This window comes from Pantoea sp. S61 (genome assembly GCF_016625145.1).
GTDB classification, from domain to species: domain Bacteria; phylum Pseudomonadota; class Gammaproteobacteria; order Enterobacterales; family Enterobacteriaceae; genus Pantoea; species Pantoea rwandensis_B.
This window is the reverse complement of the sequence record NZ_JACVUO010000016.1, coordinates 81,890-100,551: the sequence shown is the minus strand read 5'-3', so window position 1 is coordinate 100,551 and position 18,662 is coordinate 81,890. Positions and strand designations below refer to the sequence as shown.

Here is an 18,662-nt window from a genome sequence, read left to right as displayed (position 1 = left end):
AAGGTACCTTATTCACTGCTGCTTGGAGGGGCGACGGCTTTTTTGACCTCCTTTTCTTCCAGCTTCCCTGGCTCTTTCAGGATCGTTTCTGAAATTACCCCCACTGACTTTGCCGCCAGCACTGCCGGCTTCCCTGGCGCGCTCCGGGTCCTCTGCAAAGTTCCCGGCACCACCTCGTTGCTTTTTTTGTGTCATAGCAGAGACCTCATCTAAGGGTGTTTTCTTCGACGTGGACTAGCTAGCCACATTAATGATTATAGTCAGTAAGTTACAGGTTGCCTTTGGAGATCTCCGAGTTCTTCACTGGCCGTCGCGCCAAAGCGCCTCTAATTCAGGCGAGGCTGCGGTTTCAGGAATCAAAATCACGATGGAACCCGCTTCATGATGGGTGGCATAGGTGATTTGAATACGAAAATAACGCTGATCTCCGCGTCCCAGATTCGCCGCCTGATCTTCCGGTTCACCTAGCGGTAATGCCTGCTCCAGCACGTTACACACCCGCTGTTTTTGCGGTTCTGGCAGCTGTGCCAGAGCAAAGCGGCGCTCGCCTCGCAGGTTGGGGATAAAAGCAATGCCGCCTTCACGCGCCAGTTCGATAATGGCGTCATCAGTCAGTTTAATATTCACGTTACGCCTACCTGTTGCCAGGCGGATTGAATTGCTTCCGCCACCGAGCGGTTAAATCGCTTGCCACCATGTTCAATGGTGAAACGGGCAAAGGTACTGAAGTCGGCATCCTGCGGCAGCGTCTTGTCGCAGAGAGTGTCATACCAGGCATGACCCGCCAGCTCCCAGGCAAAGCCGCCTAATGCTTTAGCGGCAAGGTAAAACGCACGGTTAGGAATGCCAGAATTGAGATGGACACCCCCGTTGTCATCACGCGTCTCTATGTAATGATCCATATCCGCCGGTTGCGGGTCTTTGCCGAGTTTCGGATCATCGTAAGCCGTGCCTGGTGCGGACATCGAGCGCAGCCCACGACCTTTAATGCCGGCGGCTAACAAGCCCTCACCAATCAACCAGTCAGCCTGATCGGCCGTTTGCTGCAGGTGGAACTGCTTCACCAACGAGCCAAACACATCAGACATCGATTCATTCAATGCACCGGACTGCTGGAAGTAAACCAGTCCCGCTTCGTTTTCCGTCACGCCATGGGTGAGTTCATGCGCCACCACATCCAGCGCAATGGTGAAGCGATTAAAGATCTCGCCATCGCCGTCACCAAACACCATCTGCTGACCGTTCCAGAAGGCGTTCTGATACTCCTTGCCGTAATGCACGGTGCCATCCAGCTTCAGGCCTTTGTTATCCAGTGAATTGCGCTTGAAGATTTGCCAGTAGAAATCGTAGGTGATGCCGAGATAATTCCAGGCCTCTTCAGCCGCCACATCGCCATTGCCCGGCTGGCCTTCATCGCGGATCAAGGTGCCGGGCAGATTTTGCATATTTTCAGCATCATAGATGGCACGCAGCACGGTGCCGGGCTGTGAGGTGGCCGCGCTGGCCGCTTTATGGTTGTGTTCAGCCATCAGTTGCTGAACATGGGTTAGGGTGCGGCGAGCAGACTCCTGCGGCGCACCCGAACAATGGTCAATAATATTGCGAAGAATATACGGAGGAATAACGCTGTAGGTCATATTAACTCCTGGCCGTGAGGGAACATGCCAGAAGTATAGTTTTTCAGCTAGGAGCGTGCTTTACGGGGGCGTGATTTCTGCGGTTCAAGTGCGGTCACCTGGCTTTCCACCCAGCCGTCATCGAGGCGGGTGCGCAGTAAATCACCTTTATGCAATTGCTGGGTTTTCTTCACCAGTTGGCCTTGCGTATCCGTGGTCACGCTAAACCCGCGAGCCAGTGTGGCGAGCGGACTGACGCCCTCCAGTTGCGCGGCCAGATTACCAAAGCGCTGACGATTGTGATTCAGCTGCTTCTCCATGCCCTGTTGCAGGCGATACTGCCATTGCTGCATCTGCTGCTGTGCACGCAGGATGCGGCCCTGCGGCTGCTGATTATTGAGGCGCTGTAACATACGATCCTGCTGGCGATTAGCCACGCGCAGGCGCTGATCCATTGCCTCGCCGAGGCGGCGTTGCAGCTGGAACAGTGTGGTTTGCTGGCGTGCCAGACGCAACTGTGGGTGCTGCTGCTGCAAACGATGTTGTATGCGGGTAAAACGGCGTTGCTGCTCTGCAATATAGAAATCCATTGCCATTTCCATACGCTGCTGCTGTGACTGCAAACGGCGCAGCAGTTCGATCTGATTGCGGCTCACGACTTCTGCCGCCGCAGATGGGGTAGGGGCGCGCAGATCGGCGACAAAGTCGGCGATGGTGACGTCCGTTTCATGGCCGACGGCACTGACGATCGGCAGGCGGCTGGCAAAAATAGCACGCGCCACGCGCTCATCGTTAAAACTCCACAAATCCTCCAGCGAGCCGCCGCCACGGCCGACAATCAGCACGTCACACTCATCACGCTGGTTCGCCAGTTCAATGGCACGTACGATGGCTGCGGGTGCATCGACACCTTGCACTGGCGTGGGATAGATAATCACGGGCAGCGACGGATCGCGGCGATGCAGCACGCGCAGCACGTCATGCAGCGCTGCGCCGGTCGCGGAGGTGATGACGCCAACCTGACGTGCCGGATCGGGCAGCGGCTGTTTGAACTGCTGATCGAACAACCCTTCTGCTGCCAAACGCGCTTTTAGCTGTTCGAACTGCTGCTGCAACAAGCCTTCACCCGCTGGATGCATGCTTTCGATAATCAGTTGATAGTCGCCACGCGGTTCATACAGCGTAATGCTGGCGCGCACCAAAACCTGCTGACCATGCTGGGGACGGAAGGTGACGCGGCGGTTGCTGTTGCGGAACATCGCGCAGCGAACTTGTGCGCCATCATCCTTCAAGGTGAAGTACCAGTGACCGGAAGAGGGCTGGCTAAAATTTGAGATTTCAGCACTGAGCCACACCAGGCCCATCTCATTTTCCAGCAGTTGGCGCACCGTGGTATTCAGGCGGCTGACAGTAAAAATATTGGCGGTTGGCGGTAGCGACATGTGATGTAGATCAAATTTTAAATCAGAGGGTTAATCAACCGATACTACATTGCTCACCCGAAGGATCAAGACTTTTTCCTAAAAAACACTGGAGGCAATCGATTTCGGCCTGTATAATGCCGCGGCAATATTTTATCTGTTTTAATCGCCCCCAGGTGGAGATATTGCAATGCTAAGAATCACTAAAGAAGCCCTCACTTTTGACGACGTTCTGCTCGTTCCAGCTCACTCCACTGTCTTACCGAACACCGCTGATCTCAGCACCCAACTGACGAAAAACATCCGTCTGAACATCCCTATGCTGTCTGCTGCCATGGACACCGTGACCGAAGCCGGTCTGGCAATTGCACTGGCGCAGGAAGGTGGTCTGGGCTTTATCCACAAAAACATGTCGATTGAGCGCCAGGCGGATGAAGTTCGCAAAGTGAAAAAACACGAAAGTGGCGTAGTGACCGATCCGCAAACTGTGCTGCCAACCACCACGCTGGCGGCAGTGCAAGAGCTGACCGAGCGCAACGGCTTTGCGGGTTATCCGGTTGTGAACACAGACAACGAACTGGTCGGTATCATCACCGGCCGTGACGTGCGTTTTGTGACTGACCTGAGCCTGCCAGTTTCCGCAGTGATGACGCCGAAAGAGCGTCTGGTCACTGTTAAAGAGGGTGAAGCGCGAGACATCGTACTGCAGAAAATGCACGAAAAACGTGTTGAGAAAGCGCTGGTTGTTGATGACAGCTTCCACCTGCTGGGCATGATTACCGTTAAAGATTTCCAGAAAGCAGAACGTAAACCTAACGCCTGTAAAGATGCGGAAGGCCGTCTGCGTGTTGGTGCTGCGGTTGGAGCGGGCGCGGGTAACGAAGAGCGTGTTGACGCACTGGTTGCTGCGGGCGTTGACGTTCTGCTGATCGACTCTTCTCACGGTCACTCTGAAGGCGTACTGCAGCGTATCCGTGAAACCCGTGCGAAGTATCCAGACCTGGACATCATCGGTGGCAACGTGGCGACCGGTGCAGGTGCATTGGCACTGGCCGAAGCGGGCGTGAGCGCGGTGAAAGTGGGTATCGGCCCTGGCTCAATCTGCACCACGCGTATCGTGACTGGCGTAGGTGTACCACAGATCACCGCCGTTTCTGATGCGGTTGCTGCGCTGGAAGGTACCGGTATCCCGGTTGTGGCTGATGGTGGTATTCGTTTCTCAGGTGACATCGCCAAAGCGATCGCCGCAGGTGCAGCCGCTGTGATGGTCGGTTCTATGCTGGCGGGTACTGAAGAATCTCCAGGCGAAATCGAGCTGTATCAGGGCCGTTCGTTCAAATCTTACCGTGGTATGGGTTCACTGGGCGCGATGTCTAAAGGCTCATCTGACCGTTACTTCCAGACCGATAACGCCGCCGACAAACTGGTACCAGAAGGTATCGAAGGTCGCGTAGCGTACAAAGGCCGTCTGAAAGAGATCGTGCACCAGCAAATGGGCGGTCTGCGCTCTTGCATGGGCCTGACCGGTTGCCCAACCATCAACGATCTGCGTACTAAAGCTGAGTTCGTGCGCATCAGTGGCGCAGGTATCAACGAAAGCCACGTGCATGATGTGACCATCACCAAAGAGTCACCGAACTACCGCATGGGTTCATAATCCCGTAAGATTCAACGCCCGGCACCTGCCGGGCGCTTTTATTATTAAGTCCATCCCAATGGAAACGCCTCAATGACGACTGAAAATATTCATAAACATCGCATTTTGATCCTCGATTTTGGTTCTCAGTATACGCAGCTGGTCGCGCGCCGCGTGCGTGAGCTGGGCGTCTACTGCGAACTCTGGGCGTGGGATGTCACCGAAGAGCAGATTCGTAGCTTCAATCCAAACGGCATCATCCTGTCAGGTGGCCCGGAAAGCACCACTGAGCTGAACAGCCCACGTGCACCAGAATACGTGTTCAATGCTGGCGTACCGGTGCTGGGCGTGTGCTACGGCATGCAGACCATGGCAATGCAGTTGGGCGGCAAGGTTGAAGGCTCCAACGAGCGTGAGTTTGGATATGCGCAGGTTGAAGTGCTGACCCAGAGCGCACTGGTGCGTGACATCGAAGATGCCATCAGCGCTGCCGGCAAACCGTTGCTGGACGTGTGGATGAGCCACGGTGACAAAGTGACCGCCATCCCAGCAGGTTTTGAAACGGTTGCCAGCACCGAAACCTGTCCGTTCGCCATCATGGCTAACGAAGAGAAGAAATTCTACGGCGTGCAGTTCCACCCAGAAGTGACGCATACCCGTCAGGGCCTGCGCATGCTGGAGCGCTTCATCCGCGACATCTGCGGCTGTGAAGCACTGTGGACCCCAGCTAAGATCATCGAAGATGCGGTAGAGCGTATTCGTGAGCAGGTCGGTCAGGATAAAGTGATCCTGGGCCTGTCAGGTGGCGTGGATTCCTCTGTTACCGCGATGCTGCTGCACCGTGCCATCGGCGATCGTCTGACCTGTGTGTTCGTGGACAACGGCCTGCTGCGTCTGAATGAAGCTGAGCAGGTCATGGACATGTTTGGCGACCACTTTGGTCTGAACATCGTTCACGTTGCCGCTGAGAATCGTTTCCTTGACGCACTGGCGGGCGAGAACGATCCAGAAGCCAAGCGTAAGATTATCGGCCGCGTGTTCGTTGAAGTGTTCGACGAAGAAGCGCTGAAGTTGACTGACGTGAAATGGCTGGCACAGGGCACCATCTATCCAGACGTGATCGAGTCTGCTGCTTCTGCTACCGGTAAGGCGCACGTGATCAAATCGCACCACAACGTGGGCGGTCTGCCGAAAGAGATGAAGATGGGCCTGGTTGAGCCGCTGAAAGAGCTGTTCAAAGACGAAGTGCGTAAGATCGGTCTGGAACTGGGTCTGCCATACGCCATGCTGTATCGCCATCCGTTCCCAGGTCCAGGTTTGGGCGTGCGTGTCCTCGGCGAAGTGAAGAAAGAGTACTGCGACCTGCTGCGTCGTGCGGATGCAATCTTCATCGAAGAACTGCATAAAGCTGACCTGTACAACAAAGTTAGCCAGGCCTTCACCGTGTTCCTGCCAGTGCGCTCTGTTGGCGTAATGGGCGACGGTCGTAAATATGATTGGGTTGTTTCACTGCGTGCAGTAGAAACCATCGACTTCATGACCGCGCACTGGGCGCACCTGCCGTACGATTTCCTCGGCCGTGTCTCCAACCGCATCATCAACGAAGTGAACGGCATTTCTCGCGTGGTTTACGATATCTCAGGTAAGCCACCGGCCACGATTGAGTGGGAATGATTTCCACTCAATGAATTGCCGATCAAGCCCGCTTAAATGCGGGCTTTTTCTTTTCAAGACAGCAAAGCATAGTTAGTGAATACAAACTCACCTAAACCAATGCATGATGGCGGGTGAATGATTACTCATCAGGATGCCGTCGATGCTGCCATTGAAAGCCTTTCTACTCTCTTTCCTCTGTATTGTGTTGCTCTCGCTGGCAGCCAGCCTGGCGCAGGCCACGCGCACCGGTGAGTTGACCAGCGAGCGCGGTGGTTGGGCGACGGCGCGACGGGAATCGGCCGGGTTAGCGCCGGACCCACACCAATATGCCAATCTGGCAATTGTGCAGGTCTACGCCGCGCCCACTTATGGCTGGAAGGGCGCTGTCGCGGTACATCCGTGGATCATTTTTAAGCGTGCAGGGGAGACGCAGTACAACCGCTACGAAGTGATCAGCTGGGGCAGCGGGGATAAGGTGCGTCGTAACGCAAACCTGCCGGATGGATACTGGTACGGTGCGAAACCGCGTTTACTGGTGGAGCATCGTGGTAGGGAAGCCGAAGCGATGATTCCGCAGATCGAAGCGGCGATAAAATCCTACCCATGGCCAACGACCTATCATGCCTGGCCGGGACCGAACAGTAACACCTTTATGGCGCATATTGGCCGTGAAGTGCCTGCGTTGAAGCTGGATTTGCCTGCCAATGCTTTGGGCAAAGATTATCGCTCTCTGCTTCATCCAATTGGATTACCACCGTCGGGGCGCGGGTTACAGGTGTCCTTGCTGGGTGTGTTAGGCGTCACCCTGGGGGCGGAAGAAGGGCTGGAAGTGAATATGCTGGGATTGAATCTGGGGCTGGACTTCACGCCATTAAAACTGCGCTTGCCGTTTATTGGCGGGATTGGTCAAGATAATCTGCAAAAGGACAATCCGTGATTGTCTGCGTTCACGTCATGCAATAAATTGCCTAATGACACTCACTTAAGCCAGTGAGTGCTATTTAACCTGGTACGCATGAATGCGCACTCTACGAAAACCGCACTAAACAATGTAAGGGCGTCATTTACCGCACCGAGCAATGTAGGGCGACATTCATGGCGATCAAAACCAGGCATTACACAATAAATTACACCGCTATGGCAGGGTGCACTGACCAGTAGCGGCGCTATTTATCGCGTAACGGAAGCATCAGCACACGCCGAAATCGCCCTCTTCATGATACAAATTCACGCTATCTGCTCTGACCTCGATCTCACGTTTGATGGGATCGTCAATACGCGCGCACCATAGCAACTCACCTTCCACCCGTGTGACCTGCATCTTTGGGCCACCGGTCTTCGACTGCACAAAATCATCAACTTTAAACATACTGTTTCTCCCTCAGGTCAGTGATAGCGCTAAGTGTATATGCGCTTGAACTCAGGCGCGCTCGATTTTGTGCGCTGTTTTCCAACAACAATATAAGTAGGGATTCTCAAGACACTTCTTGTTTTTCTCGCCTTAAATACTGCTGACATAGCCTCTGAATATTCGTGATGGTTGTCAGTTGACAACTATAAAATCAAAGTATAATGTGGCATGCAATGTCAGAACGGAAGCGACACCCGCACAAAGAGATTGAGAGTGTTTTACGTTATGCGGAAGTTCAGGGATGGAAAATTGTGCAAGGTGGGCATCATGCGTGGGGCAAAATGTATTGTCCGGAGAATTCGGCAGAGTGTCGATGCGGTGATTTCTGTATTACCTGTATCTGGAGCACGCCTAAGAGCCCTGAAAATCACGCCAGGATGTTAAAGCGAGTGGTGGATAACTGCTCAAGAGTGAAACGATAAGGATGAAAAAATGGAATTTGAATTCACGTTGCGTTTTCAGTTGAGTGAGGCCGTTTCTGATGACGAAGCCCTGGAACGACTCGGCGCTGCCGATTGCACTGATGCGCTGGTGGGCAACGGCGTAGCAGGCAAATTTAGTCTGATGTACTGCCGGGAAGCGGAGAGTGCGCAGCAAGCGATTCGCGATGCCTTAGCTGAAGTCACTCAGGCTTTACCCGATGCTGAACTGATTGAAGCGGCCCCCGATCTGGTGGGCCTCACGGATATTGCTGAGTTGATTGGCGTGTCGCGCCAGAATATGCGTAAGTTAATGCTCACTCACAGCCCGCAGTTTCCACGTCCAATTCATGATGGTAAAACCGCGCTGTGGCACCTTGTCGATGTGGTCGAGTGGTTAAATCAACGCGGCTCATCCCGCGTAACACCAGGCATCAGCGAACTGGCACGCGCAACGTTACAACTCAATTTGCAGCAAGCGCTGCAACGTTACGCGCACTGTCTTTGATTTAATGGTGCAGCAAAAACACCGTTGCCAATCCAAGGAAAATAAAGAAACCGCCGGTGTCGGTGATGGCGGTGATCAGCACGCTGGAGCCTACCGCCGGGTCGCGTTTCATCTTGGTCATGATCAACGGAATCAGCACGCCCATTAGTGCCGCCAGCAGCAGGTTAAGCACCATTGCCAGCATCATCACGCCACCGAGTTGCAGGTTGTCATACATCAACCAGGTGATGCTGCCCATGATTCCGCCCCAGAACAGCCCGTTGATCAGGGCAACGCCGAGTTCGCGCACCACCAGGAAGGAGAAGTTACCGGGTTCCACCTGATGCAGCGCCAGGGCGCGCACAATCATGGTGATGGTCTGGTTGCCGGTGTTACCACCAATTCCGGCCACGATGGGCATCAGTGCCGCCAACGCCACCAGTTGGGATATCGTCTCTTCAAACAGGCCAATCACACGGGAAGCGATAAATGCAGTACACAGATTGATGGCGAGCCACGCCCAGCGCTTGCCAACCGCTTTGCGCACGGGCGCGAACACATCTTCGCCCTGACTGATACCCCCCATCTTACGGATGTTGCTTTCGTTCTCTTCATTGACCAGATCGATCACGTCTTCTACGGTAATACGCCCAATCAGCTTGCCTTTAGCATCAATAACGGCGGCGGAGATCAGGTTATAACGTTCAAAGGCACTGGCCGCTTCTTCGGCTTTGTCATCAAGCTGAAAGGTGGTCGGGCGCGCATTCATCACATCAGAAACCAGCGTTTTAGGCTTGTTGAGCAAAATGTCGGTAAGCGATAACTCACCCAGCAGTTGGTTCTGTTCGTCGGTAATAAAGATTTTATCGGTGCCATCCGGCATGCTTTTGCGCTTACGCAGGAAACGCTGCACGGTAGCGAGGGTAACGTCAGAGCGGACGGTCAGAATGTTGAAATCCATCACCTGGCCCACGCGGTCGCGATCAAGCTCGATCACTTCCAGCAGGCGTGCACGCAGGTTTGGCTCTAGCGTGGTGAGCAAACGTCCGGTTAAGTCACGCGGCAGATAGCGTGCCAGATATACCTGATCGTCGATGTCCAGCGGCTCAATAGCGTGCAGAATCTCGCGATCAGTCATACCTTCCGTCAGGCTGGCCCAGACGGTTTCTGAAGCTTCGACCAGCACGCGGCCGCGCTGCTCGGAGGGCACAAGGCGCCATAATGCCAGACGTTCTTGTTCAGGGAGCGCTTCGAGGATATCCGCTAAGTCAGCAGCATGCAGCTGCTGCAGCTCTTCTTCCAGCTGATGGCGCCAGTCGGTGATCTCCCGCAGCTCGGCGGCATTGAGATCGATAGATTTATCCAGCAGCACATCAACGAGATCGTCCTCGCTAAGGAGCAGATGCAAGATGCGCTGGCGGATTTCAGTTAATTGTTGTGCATACGGAGCAGACATAACGCGTCCCTTGTGTCTGTAAAGTCAGGTCAAAGTGTAGCGCGTTGCGGGTAATCAGGGCGTATTTAGCGGCATTGTCACAAACGGGCAATGTGCAGCGGTAAGCAACGATGACCCGCAAGTTCCTTAGCGCGAATCGCTGGTGCTCAGTGTGGTGACCGGCTCAGGTGCGGCTTTTTTTTGCTGATGGTGCTCAATCGCACCGGGGATGATGAAAATCAGACGGCCAACCAAAATAAAGAAACTGATCAGCAAAATAATGCGAGTCATGGTACCGGTTTTGGGACGTCTTCGTGCAGGGATGGCGCTGTTCACGCGGGGTGGTTCCTGTAAATGCCCGGCTGGGCGATGGCAACATTTAGTCACAGTTAGATCGTCAGGTCAATCGCTGTGCGAAAAATGAGCAGTAACGGTTAAAGTTGCGTTGATCAAAATCAGATTAGGCCGCATCTCGCGGCCTCGTCATCAATAGCTGGCTTTTTGCGCCAGTAGCGTGGCGAAACGGTATTTGATGCGATCGCCGTTTTCATCCCGACGATGCAGTTCACCGATATCTTCGTTGTATTTCACGATGTGCCAGTTGCGATAGTAATGGCTCAGCTCACCGGATTTGAACGTGAACGGGAAGTTCTGCGAGTTGGGATAATCATCCGTGCTCATCGCCGCCACAATCAGGTTGTAGCCATATTTCACCGTACTGGCTTGCATATCGGCGATCAGCTGTGGGATGGATTCCGGTTGCAGGAACATCATCACTACCGTGGAGAGCACGAACTGATAGCCGCCATTGAAACGCACCTGGTTGAGATCGCACAGCTCAGTGCGAATGTTCTCCAGATTCTCTTCCTGAATAATGCTATTCAGACGCTCAAGGCTCACGGGATTGCTGTCCCAGGCCGTCACATCAAAGCCGTGCTGATTCAGGAACAGGCTGTTACGGCCCTGGCCGCAACCGAGATCTAACGCTTTGCCCACTTCCAGTTTTGGCAGTGCAGCCAGCACTTCGGAGTGGGTCGGCGTCAGACCATATTTTTCCGCGAAATAGTTATCGGGGCGTATTGTCATAGTGATACAGCGGGCCAGCAGCCCGCATTACTCCTCTTCCAGCGTCAGTTTCCAGCCGGTAACATCATTCCAGTAAGCTTGTTCGCGCTCCAGATCCAGCTGCACCAGCGTATTCTGGCTCAGATAGCCACGCGGGAAAGTCAGCGTCCAGGTGCTGTCATCGGCCTTGAGCTTGAGCGAGTCCGGCTTGGTTGTTGCCTGGCGCTGATTATTCAGCAGCGTGCCCAGACGCAACAGGAACACCATCGGCAGGAACTGTTTCTTTTTGAACAAGGTGAAACGGGGCATTTCATCCTGCTTCACCGCTTTACGGTGATAGCGTACCAGCATGGCCAACAACATCTGTTGATCCTGGTTAAAACCAGGCATGTTGGAGTTCTGCAGGATGTAAGCTGAATGGCGCTGCATGCCGCTGTGATTGATGGTCAATCCGACTTCATGCAGCAGTGCAGCCCACTTCAGCAGCGCGGAAAGCTGTGGATTTGCCAGCTTAGGATTTTGATCCAGCCACTGCAGATACAGCTGCTCGGTGGTTTCCAGCACACGACGCGCCTGATCGCTATCGATGGCGTAATGGTTTGCCAGACTTTGTGCGGTGCGGCTGCGAATATCCTGATGACGGAAACGGCCTTCCATCTCATACAGCACACCTTCACGCAGTGCGCCATCAGACAGGCGCAGTTCACGAATTGCCAGCGCATCAAATACGCCACACAGAATCGCTAAGCCCGGCACAAACACCGCTTTCCGCTCTTCTGACAAGCCCGGCAGGCTCAACGCATTAAACGACTTGTGCTTCAGCACCTCAGAGACCAGCATCTCCAGCGTTTCCGGCGTGATCAGCTTCTCTTTTTCACCCATTGCCAGCAGCACTTCGCAGGCCGCTTTGATCGAGCCTGAAGCGCCGAGCGCATACTGCCAGCCGTGCAGACGATATTGCCAGGCCATGGTTTCCAGCTTCTGCGCTGCGGACAAACGCGCGCGACGGAAATGTTCAGGCGAAATTTCCCCTTTCGGGAAATAGAGATTGGCGAAGCTGACACAACCCATGCGGCGGCTTTCCACCAGCTGCGGTTCAAAATCCTCACCGATCACCAGCTCGGTTGAACCGCCGCCGATATCGATCACCAGCTTGCGGCCTTTCTCCGGCTGCGTATGCTCCACGCCCATGAAAATCAAACGTGCTTCTTCGTTGCCAGAGATGACTTCAATCGGATAAGGGATCACCTCCGCCGCACGCTGCAGGAACTCTTCAGCATTGGTGGCGATACGCAGCGTGTGGGTACCGACAATGGTGACGTTTGCCGGGCTGAACCCCTGTAAGCGCTCCGCAAACAGCGCCAGGCAGCTCAGGCCACGCTCCATCGCCTCATCGCTCAGGCGATTTTGTGCATCTAACCCATCGGCCAGATGCACGCGCTGTTTCAATCGCCCCAACACTTGCAGGGCGCCATCGACCACACGGGCAATGACCATGTGAAAGCTGTTTGAGCCCAGATCGATGGCAGCAAATTCCTGCGGTTTCGGCGTACTTTTATGGGAAATTGGCATAGGCGTTATTCGGGTTGTTCCAGTTTCTTGATGTAATCGTAAATCGCCAGCTGCGAGCGCACCTTCTTGCGATTGCCGCGCGGAACATAACGGTTACTCAGTTCTTTGTCCACGATGCGCGCTTTTACGGTATCACTCAACAGAATGGCAATGATATCCAGAATGCGCTGCTTCACGCGGGGATCGAGAATTGCCACGGCCACCTCAATGCGGTGATCGATATTACGCGTCATCCAGTCTGCGGAAGAGAGATAAACCTTTTTCTCGCCGCCGCTCTCAAAAATATAGACGCGGTCGTGCTCAAGATAACGGTCAACGATGCTGGTAATGCGAATATTTTCACTGATGCCCGGTAAATCAGGGATCAGAGAACACATGCCGCGCACCAGCAAATTGATCTTCACGCCCGCAGATGACGCGGCATAAAGGCGATCCACCAGGCCGTTATCGACGAGGTTATTGATTTTCAGCGTAATGCCGGCCGGTTTTTTCTGCTGAGCATTGGCGATCTCGGCATCCATCAACTTATACAGCATGTCGCGTGAGTTTTGCGGCGACACCAGTAAGTGCTCGAACGTCACCGGGCGATACGGGTTTTCAATAAAGTTAAACACGCGACGCACTTCATTGGTGATACGCGCATCGGCAGTCAGCAATGAATAGTCAGTATAAATGCGTGCGGTTTTTTCGTTGAAATTGCCGGTACCGATATGCGCATAACGCACGATTTCATCGCCTTCACGACGTGAAATCAGGAACAGCTTGGCGTGAATTTTCAGGCCTGGTGCAGAGAAGATCACATGCACGCCCGCTTCGGTCAGGCGTTTCGCCCAGCGAATGTTGGCTTCTTCATCAAAGCGCGCCTGCAGCTCAACCACCACCGTGACTTTTTTACCGTTGTAGGCGGCGTGGATCATCGCATCCATGATGCGTGAGTTTTTGGCAACGCGATAAATGTTGATCTTAATCGCCAGCACGCTTGGGTCGAATGACGCCTGGCGCAGCAGCTCCAGCACGTGCTCAAAGGTGTGATACGGATAGTAGAGCAGCACATCACGATTACGGATGGCATCGAAACCGTTGCGGAAGCCATCAAAGCCGATGTGGCGAATTTGTGGCAGAGGACGGTTTTCCAGGTTGGCTTTGCCGACGTTCGGGAAGCCGATAAAGTCTTTAAAGTTGTGGTAACGACCGCCCGGCACAATCGAATCGTAGTTCGAAATCGACAGCTTATGGCGCAGCATTTCCACCATCGCATCCGGCATATCACGCTGATACACAAAGCGCACCGGTTCTGCGTTGAGACGCTGCTTCAGGCTGGAGGACATCAATTCCAGCAGGCTCGATTCCATCTCAGTAACCAGATCGTACTCAGCATCGCGCGTCATCTTCATTGAATAAGCATTCAGCGCATCGTAATCGAAGAAGCCTTTGAAAATTTCGTCCAGGCAATAGCGCAGGATGTTATCCAGCAGAATCATCGGTTTGCGGCGGCGTGGCGATTCAGCCGGTAAGTTGACGAAACGGGGAACTTTGTCGGACGGGATTTCCAGCAGCGCATAACGAATATCGTCGCCGCGAATAATCTCAACTGCCAGATAGGTGTAGTCGTCTTTGAGGAATTCAATCAGATCGGTGTCGTGGTTAATCAGAATCGGCGTGACGTGCTGGCGTAATTGATGTTTGAAGTAATAGCGCAGCCACTCTTGCTGATTCGGCGACAGCTGGCGTTCGTTAATCAGGAAGATCTGATTACGGGCCATTTCCAGCAGCAGGTCGTTGTACAGCGCATCGAATTCCTGATCCGATTTCTGCACCCGCAGCTGAATTTTTTTCAAGATATGACGAAGGGTCGTCGGCGTGCCCTGTTCCTCACCAATCAGAATGCGACGTTTCAGATCGGCGAAGCGCACTTTGTAGAACTCTTCGAGATTGTTGGAATAGATTCCCAGGAAGCGCATGCGCTCAATCAGCGGGTTAGTCTTGTCCGCTGCTTCCTGTAACACACGTTCGTTGAAGCTTAACCAGCTTATTTCTTTTTCTATATACAGCTTTTCCTGACCCATTCTGACTCCGTGAGGCTGTTGCTGGACGGATTGTCCGGCGGGAAAATCGCAAAAATGCGCCTCCGCTCAGTGTCCGTCACCATTATGGCGAGAGTATGGCAAGCTTGTCCAACTCCAAAGGTTGTCTTATCAATCAGCTACGGGCAACATAGCGACGTGTTTTCACCTGTAACCTGGCCTGCATGAGCATAAATCGTATCCCTGTCCATTTCAGCGACCGCCGTCGCCGCGCTGTCGATCAGTTGGTTCGTCGCGTGGTGACAAGCTGCGGCGTGGGCATTTTACTGCTGATGCTGCTGCTTTTCTTCTGGCTGATTTGGGTGGTGTTACCCCTTTTCAGCGCGCCGGGTATGCAATCCATCACTAATATTCAACTTTGGGATAAAGCGCCGGTGCTGGCGATGGGCAGCGATGGGCAGCTTGGCTGGCGCATCAGCCGCAATGAGGCGCGCTTTATTCCGCTCGATGGACAGCCCGCCGTTGAGGCACTGGCGCTGCAACAGCATCCTGATGCGGCGGTCAACAGCAGCAATAGCAGTAGCGTATTACTCAATATGCAGGGCGCGCTGCTGCTGATGCAACCGCTGATCCACGAAAATCATGGTCAGTGGTTCTTTCCGTTTGGCGATCGTCCGCTGCGTCTGGCGCAGGGCGCAGTGACCACCATGGCGCTGACCTCGCTGAGCGATCACCAGTGGCGGATTGCCGCCCAAACGCCTGCGGGCATCAGTGTAATGACGCTGGAGAACCAGCAAACCGTCAATCAGATTTTGCTTCCACAGCAGCAAACCGAGCATCTGCTGTTATCCCCCGATGGCACATTGCTGTACGCCAGTGAAGGGCGCTTGCTGCATGTGTGGCAAATCACACCAGAAGGCGCACAACTGCGTGAAACGCAGACCCTCAACCAGCGTCCGCAAAGCCTGCATATCCTCACCGGCGGCCGCACGCTGCTGATTCAGGATGCACAGGGGGTGAAACAATGGTTTGCTATTGCGAGCGATAAAGGGCCACGGCTGCAGGAAATACATACCTTTGAGCACAGCCAGGATGCGGTGAAGATCGTACCTGAGGCGCAACGACGTGTGTTTGCCACCTTTAATGCGGCGGGGGAAATCAAACTGTTCGCCAGCAAGCAGCAAGGGCCAATCTTGACGCGGCAGTTAGCTCCCGGTATTCAGGCGCTGGCATTTTCACCCCGCGGTGATGCGCTGATTGTGGAGCGGGAAGGGCAGTGGCAACAGTTTGCGCTGGATAATCCGTGGCCCGATTTCACCTGGCGCAATCTGTGGCAAAAAATCTGGTACGAAAACTATCCGCAGCCGGATTGGGTATGGCAATCCACTGCGGCTGGCGACAGCTATCAGGCCAAATTCAGTCTGATACCGATGGTGCTGGGCACACTCAAAGCCGCCTCGCTGGCGCTGCTGTTTGCCACGCCGCTGGCTCTGGCGGCGGCAATGTACACCGCATGGTTTATGTCGCCGGGGTTACGCCGCTGGGTGAAGCCGGGCATTGAGATGATGGGTGCGTTGCCGAGCGTGGTGATTGGATTGATAGCCGGGGTTTGGTTGGCACCCCATGTGAGTACTGCGCTGGTCGGCGTGCTGCTGTTGCCGCTGGTGCTGGCGGTCACTTTATTGCTGTGCGGCGTGCTCAGTCCGCACTTGCCCTTGCGTTGGCGTCGGCCCGGTTTTGAAGTAATTCTACTGCTGCCGGTATTGCTGGCCGTGACCCTGTTAACGCTGTGGTTGCCCACGCAGCTGTGGCCGGATATCGGCGAGCGGCTGGCGCATTATGAGCAACGTAACTTATTGGTCGCAGCGCTAGCGATGGGCTTTGCGCTGGTTCCACTGATTTTCACGTTGTCTGAAGATGCCCTATTCAGCGTGCCAGGCGCACTGGGACAAGGTTCACTGGCGCTGGGCGCCACGCCGTGGCAAACCCTGACGCGTGTGGTGCTGCCAGGCGCATCGGCGGGGATTTTTGCTGCCCTGATGATTGGTTTTGGCCGCGCAGTAGGTGAAACCATGATTGTGCTGATGGCCACCGGTAACACGCCGGTCAGTGAAGGCGGCTTGTTTGCAGGGCTACGTGCGCTTTCGGCCAACATCGCCATTGAGATGCCTGAAGCGGCAGCGGGCAGTGCGCATTACCGAATTCTTTTCCTGAGTGCGCTGTTGTTACTGATATTCACTTTAGTGATCAACACCGTCGCGGAGTTGATTCGTCAGCGTCTGCGCCAGCGCTACAGCCAGCATGAGGGACAGGGATGAAAGCGATGCGTCAAAACGATCGCTGGCGCTGGCTAACAGCCGGTGCGGTGGCCGTGTGTTTACTGGCGTTTACCTTGCTGATTGGCCTGCTGGCATGGCAGGGCATGCGCGCCTTCTGGCCACAACCGGTGGATCAATACCTGTTCCAGCCGCCGGAAGGCTCGGCGGTGATGGTGCTGGGCGAAACGCTGCACAAACAGCCGCAGGGCGAGCAGTGGCGCTATGTGGTGAAAACCGGCAATCGCGATTTTGCCGCACCGGATTTCCGTGTGCTGTATAGCCAGGGCGCGGCGAAAACGCGCCGTCCAGCAGATGCGATGGTGTTACAGCGCCGCAGCGGCGGCAATGCTTACGGCTGGCTGATTGAGTTGCGGGAAGACAACGAAGTGCTGACCGCACGCGATCGTGATGCGCTGTTGCACCAGCGGTTGGTGCAGGTGCATGAGCAGTTACGTCAGGCCAGCCATATTCGTCGTGTGCAAATGGCACGCCTTAATGCACAGCTGGAAAGCCTGCAGCAGCAAGCTGATGAGCAACGTCAGCGCGGCACGTTCACCCTGCAGGATCAATCGGAATTCGATGCCAACAGCGTGGCGCTGCAGCGGCGCTTTAGCGCACTAGCGCAACAGCTGACCCATCTGCAACATGAGAGCGAACGCGACACCTTGGTGCTGCGCGATGTGCAGGGGCAGGATCACGTTATTCCGTTGGCGCAGGTGGTGGATGCCTGGTATCCAAATGCGATGTCGTTTGGGCAGAAGTTGCAGCACTTCTTCAGTCAGATCTGGCAGTTTGTCAGCGATTCACCCACATCAGGCGGCGGCGAGAGCGGGGCGTTCCCGGCGATTTTTGGCACGGTGCTGATGGTGTTACTGATGTCGATCATTGTTATGCCGCTGGGCGTGGTGGCGGCAGTGTGGCTGCACGAATATGCCGGACGTAATGCCTTAACCCGTCTGGTGCGCATTGCGGTGGTGAATCTCGCCGGCGTGCCATCCATTGTGTATGGCGTGTTTGGTCTGGGCTTCTTTGTCTGGTTGATCGGCGGCACTATCGACCAGCTGTTTTTCTCACGCGCACTACCGAATCCGACGTATGGCACACCGGGCCTGCTGTGGGCGGCACTGACGCTGGCGCTACTGACATTACCCGTGGTGATTGTCGCCACCGAAGAGGGGCTGTCACGCATCCCGGATAATCTGCGCCAGGGCTCGCTGGCGCTGGGTGCCACACAAGCGGAAACGCTGTGGCGCGTGGTGTTACCGCTGGCGGTACCGGCGATGCTCACCGGCCTGATTCTGGCCGTGGCGCGTGCGGCAGGGGAAACCGCCCCGCTGATGCTGGTGGGTGTGGTGAAAATGGCCCCGGAGCTACCGGTGGATGCGGTGTTCCCGTATCTGCACCTCGACCGCAAATTTATGCACCTCGGTTTTCAGATTTACGATTTGGCCTTCCAGAGCCCGAATATCGACGCTGACCGACCGCTGGTTTACGCCACCGCCTTGCTGCTGGTGGTGATTATCCTGTCGCTCAATCTGCTGGCGATGGCGCTGCGGCATCGGCTGCGCGAGCGTTACCGCCTCATGACGCACTAGAAAGGTT

General features: G+C 54.8%; 17 protein-coding genes. 7 read left to right on the top strand and 10 right to left on the bottom strand.

The window, feature by feature from the left end; genetic code table 11:
• Nucleotides 1-12: 12 nt before the first annotated feature.
• The 4 genes from IAE30_RS23510 to xseA all read right to left on the bottom strand — a co-directional run bounded on the left by IAE30_RS23510 (nt 13) and on the right by xseA (nt 3,058).
• On the bottom strand, nt 13-195 hold the full coding sequence (locus tag IAE30_RS23510; RefSeq protein WP_045814915.1) for a general stress protein: 183 nt from the start codon (nt 193-195) through the stop codon (nt 13-15).
• A gap of 105 nt (nt 196-300) precedes the next feature.
• Nucleotides 301-627, bottom strand: coding sequence for a protealysin inhibitor emfourin (locus IAE30_RS23505; protein WP_038645423.1), 327 nt, complete (start codon nt 625-627; stop codon nt 301-303).
• Nucleotides 624-1,637, bottom strand: a complete 1,014-nt coding sequence (locus IAE30_RS23500; RefSeq protein WP_038645425.1) for a M4 family metallopeptidase — start codon at nt 1,635-1,637, stop codon at nt 624-626. Before IAE30_RS23500 ends, IAE30_RS23505 begins: the two co-directional genes overlap by 4 nt.
• Before the next feature lie 47 nt (nt 1,638-1,684).
• On the bottom strand, nt 1,685-3,058 hold the full coding sequence (gene xseA / locus IAE30_RS23495) for an exodeoxyribonuclease VII large subunit (protein WP_200538092.1): 1,374 nt from the start codon (nt 3,056-3,058) through the stop codon (nt 1,685-1,687).
• Nucleotides 3,059-3,227: 169 nt separating this feature from the next.
• Here xseA and guaB point away from each other — a divergent pair, with 169 nt between their 5' ends.
• From guaB to IAE30_RS23480, 3 genes are all read left to right on the top strand, one after another.
• Nucleotides 3,228-4,694 carry an IMP dehydrogenase gene (guaB, locus tag IAE30_RS23490; RefSeq protein WP_034825688.1) on the top strand — a complete coding sequence of 489 codons (1,467 nt, stop codon included), beginning with the start codon at nt 3,228-3,230 and terminating at the stop codon, nt 4,692-4,694.
• Between the two features lie 72 nt (nt 4,695-4,766).
• A complete protein-coding gene (gene guaA, locus IAE30_RS23485; protein ID WP_038645431.1) occupies nt 4,767-6,347 on the top strand; it encodes a glutamine-hydrolyzing GMP synthase in 1,581 nt (526 codons plus the stop codon).
• A 142-nt stretch (nt 6,348-6,489) separates the two neighbouring features.
• The gene (locus IAE30_RS23480) at nt 6,490-7,266 is read left to right on the top strand and encodes a DUF3750 domain-containing protein (RefSeq protein ID WP_200681104.1); all 777 of its coding nucleotides are present in this window, start codon (nt 6,490-6,492) and stop codon (nt 7,264-7,266) included.
• A gap of 252 nt (nt 7,267-7,518) precedes the next feature.
• Here IAE30_RS23480 and IAE30_RS23475 read toward each other — a convergent pair whose 3' ends face one another.
• Entirely contained in the window at nt 7,519-7,698 is a 180-nt protein-coding gene (locus IAE30_RS23475) for a hypothetical protein (protein WP_034825711.1), read from the bottom strand.
• Nucleotides 7,699-7,913: 215 nt separating this feature from the next.
• Between IAE30_RS23475 and IAE30_RS30140 the strand changes: the two genes are divergently transcribed.
• Nucleotides 7,914-8,162, top strand: a complete 249-nt coding sequence (locus IAE30_RS30140) for a hypothetical protein (protein WP_071845604.1) — start codon at nt 7,914-7,916, stop codon at nt 8,160-8,162.
• A gap of 10 nt (nt 8,163-8,172) precedes the next feature.
• Nucleotides 8,173-8,667, top strand: coding sequence for an AlpA family transcriptional regulator (locus tag IAE30_RS23470; RefSeq protein ID WP_038645442.1), 495 nt, complete (start codon nt 8,173-8,175; stop codon nt 8,665-8,667).
• A gap of 1 nt (nt 8,668) precedes the next feature.
• Here the strand turns inward: IAE30_RS23470 and mgtE are convergent, their stop codons facing one another.
• The 5 genes from mgtE to ppk1 all read right to left on the bottom strand — a co-directional run bounded on the left by mgtE (nt 8,669) and on the right by ppk1 (nt 14,784).
• Nucleotides 8,669-10,102 carry a magnesium transporter gene (gene mgtE, locus IAE30_RS23465; protein ID WP_038645445.1) on the bottom strand — a complete coding sequence of 478 codons (1,434 nt, stop codon included), beginning with the start codon at nt 10,100-10,102 and terminating at the stop codon, nt 8,669-8,671.
• 126 nt (nt 10,103-10,228) lie between these two features.
• Complete coding sequence (locus IAE30_RS23460) at nt 10,229-10,417, bottom strand: YfgG family protein (RefSeq protein WP_034825717.1); 189 nt, start codon at nt 10,415-10,417, stop codon at nt 10,229-10,231.
• 150 nt (nt 10,418-10,567) lie between these two features.
• Nucleotides 10,568-11,167, bottom strand: a complete 600-nt coding sequence (tehB, locus tag IAE30_RS23455; RefSeq protein ID WP_200681103.1) for a tellurite resistance methyltransferase TehB — start codon at nt 11,165-11,167, stop codon at nt 10,568-10,570.
• Between the two features lie 27 nt (nt 11,168-11,194).
• Nucleotides 11,195-12,718: an exopolyphosphatase gene (ppx, locus tag IAE30_RS23450; protein ID WP_045814904.1), complete on the bottom strand. Its 1,524-nt coding sequence runs from the start codon at nt 12,716-12,718 to the stop codon at nt 11,195-11,197.
• 5 nt (nt 12,719-12,723) lie between these two features.
• Nucleotides 12,724-14,784, bottom strand: a complete 2,061-nt coding sequence (ppk1, locus tag IAE30_RS23445) for a polyphosphate kinase 1 (RefSeq protein WP_200681102.1) — start codon at nt 14,782-14,784, stop codon at nt 12,724-12,726.
• Nucleotides 14,785-14,966: 182 nt separating this feature from the next.
• Between ppk1 and IAE30_RS23440 the strand changes: the two genes are divergently transcribed.
• Both IAE30_RS23440 and pstA read left to right on the top strand, forming a co-directional pair.
• Nucleotides 14,967-17,060, top strand: coding sequence for an ABC transporter permease subunit (locus IAE30_RS23440; RefSeq protein WP_200681101.1), 2,094 nt, complete (start codon nt 14,967-14,969; stop codon nt 17,058-17,060).
• The gene (gene pstA, locus IAE30_RS23435; RefSeq protein ID WP_200681100.1) at nt 17,057-18,655 is read left to right on the top strand and encodes a phosphate ABC transporter permease PstA; all 1,599 of its coding nucleotides are present in this window, start codon (nt 17,057-17,059) and stop codon (nt 18,653-18,655) included. Before IAE30_RS23440 ends, pstA begins: the two co-directional genes overlap by 4 nt.
• Nucleotides 18,656-18,662 lie beyond the last annotated feature (7 nt).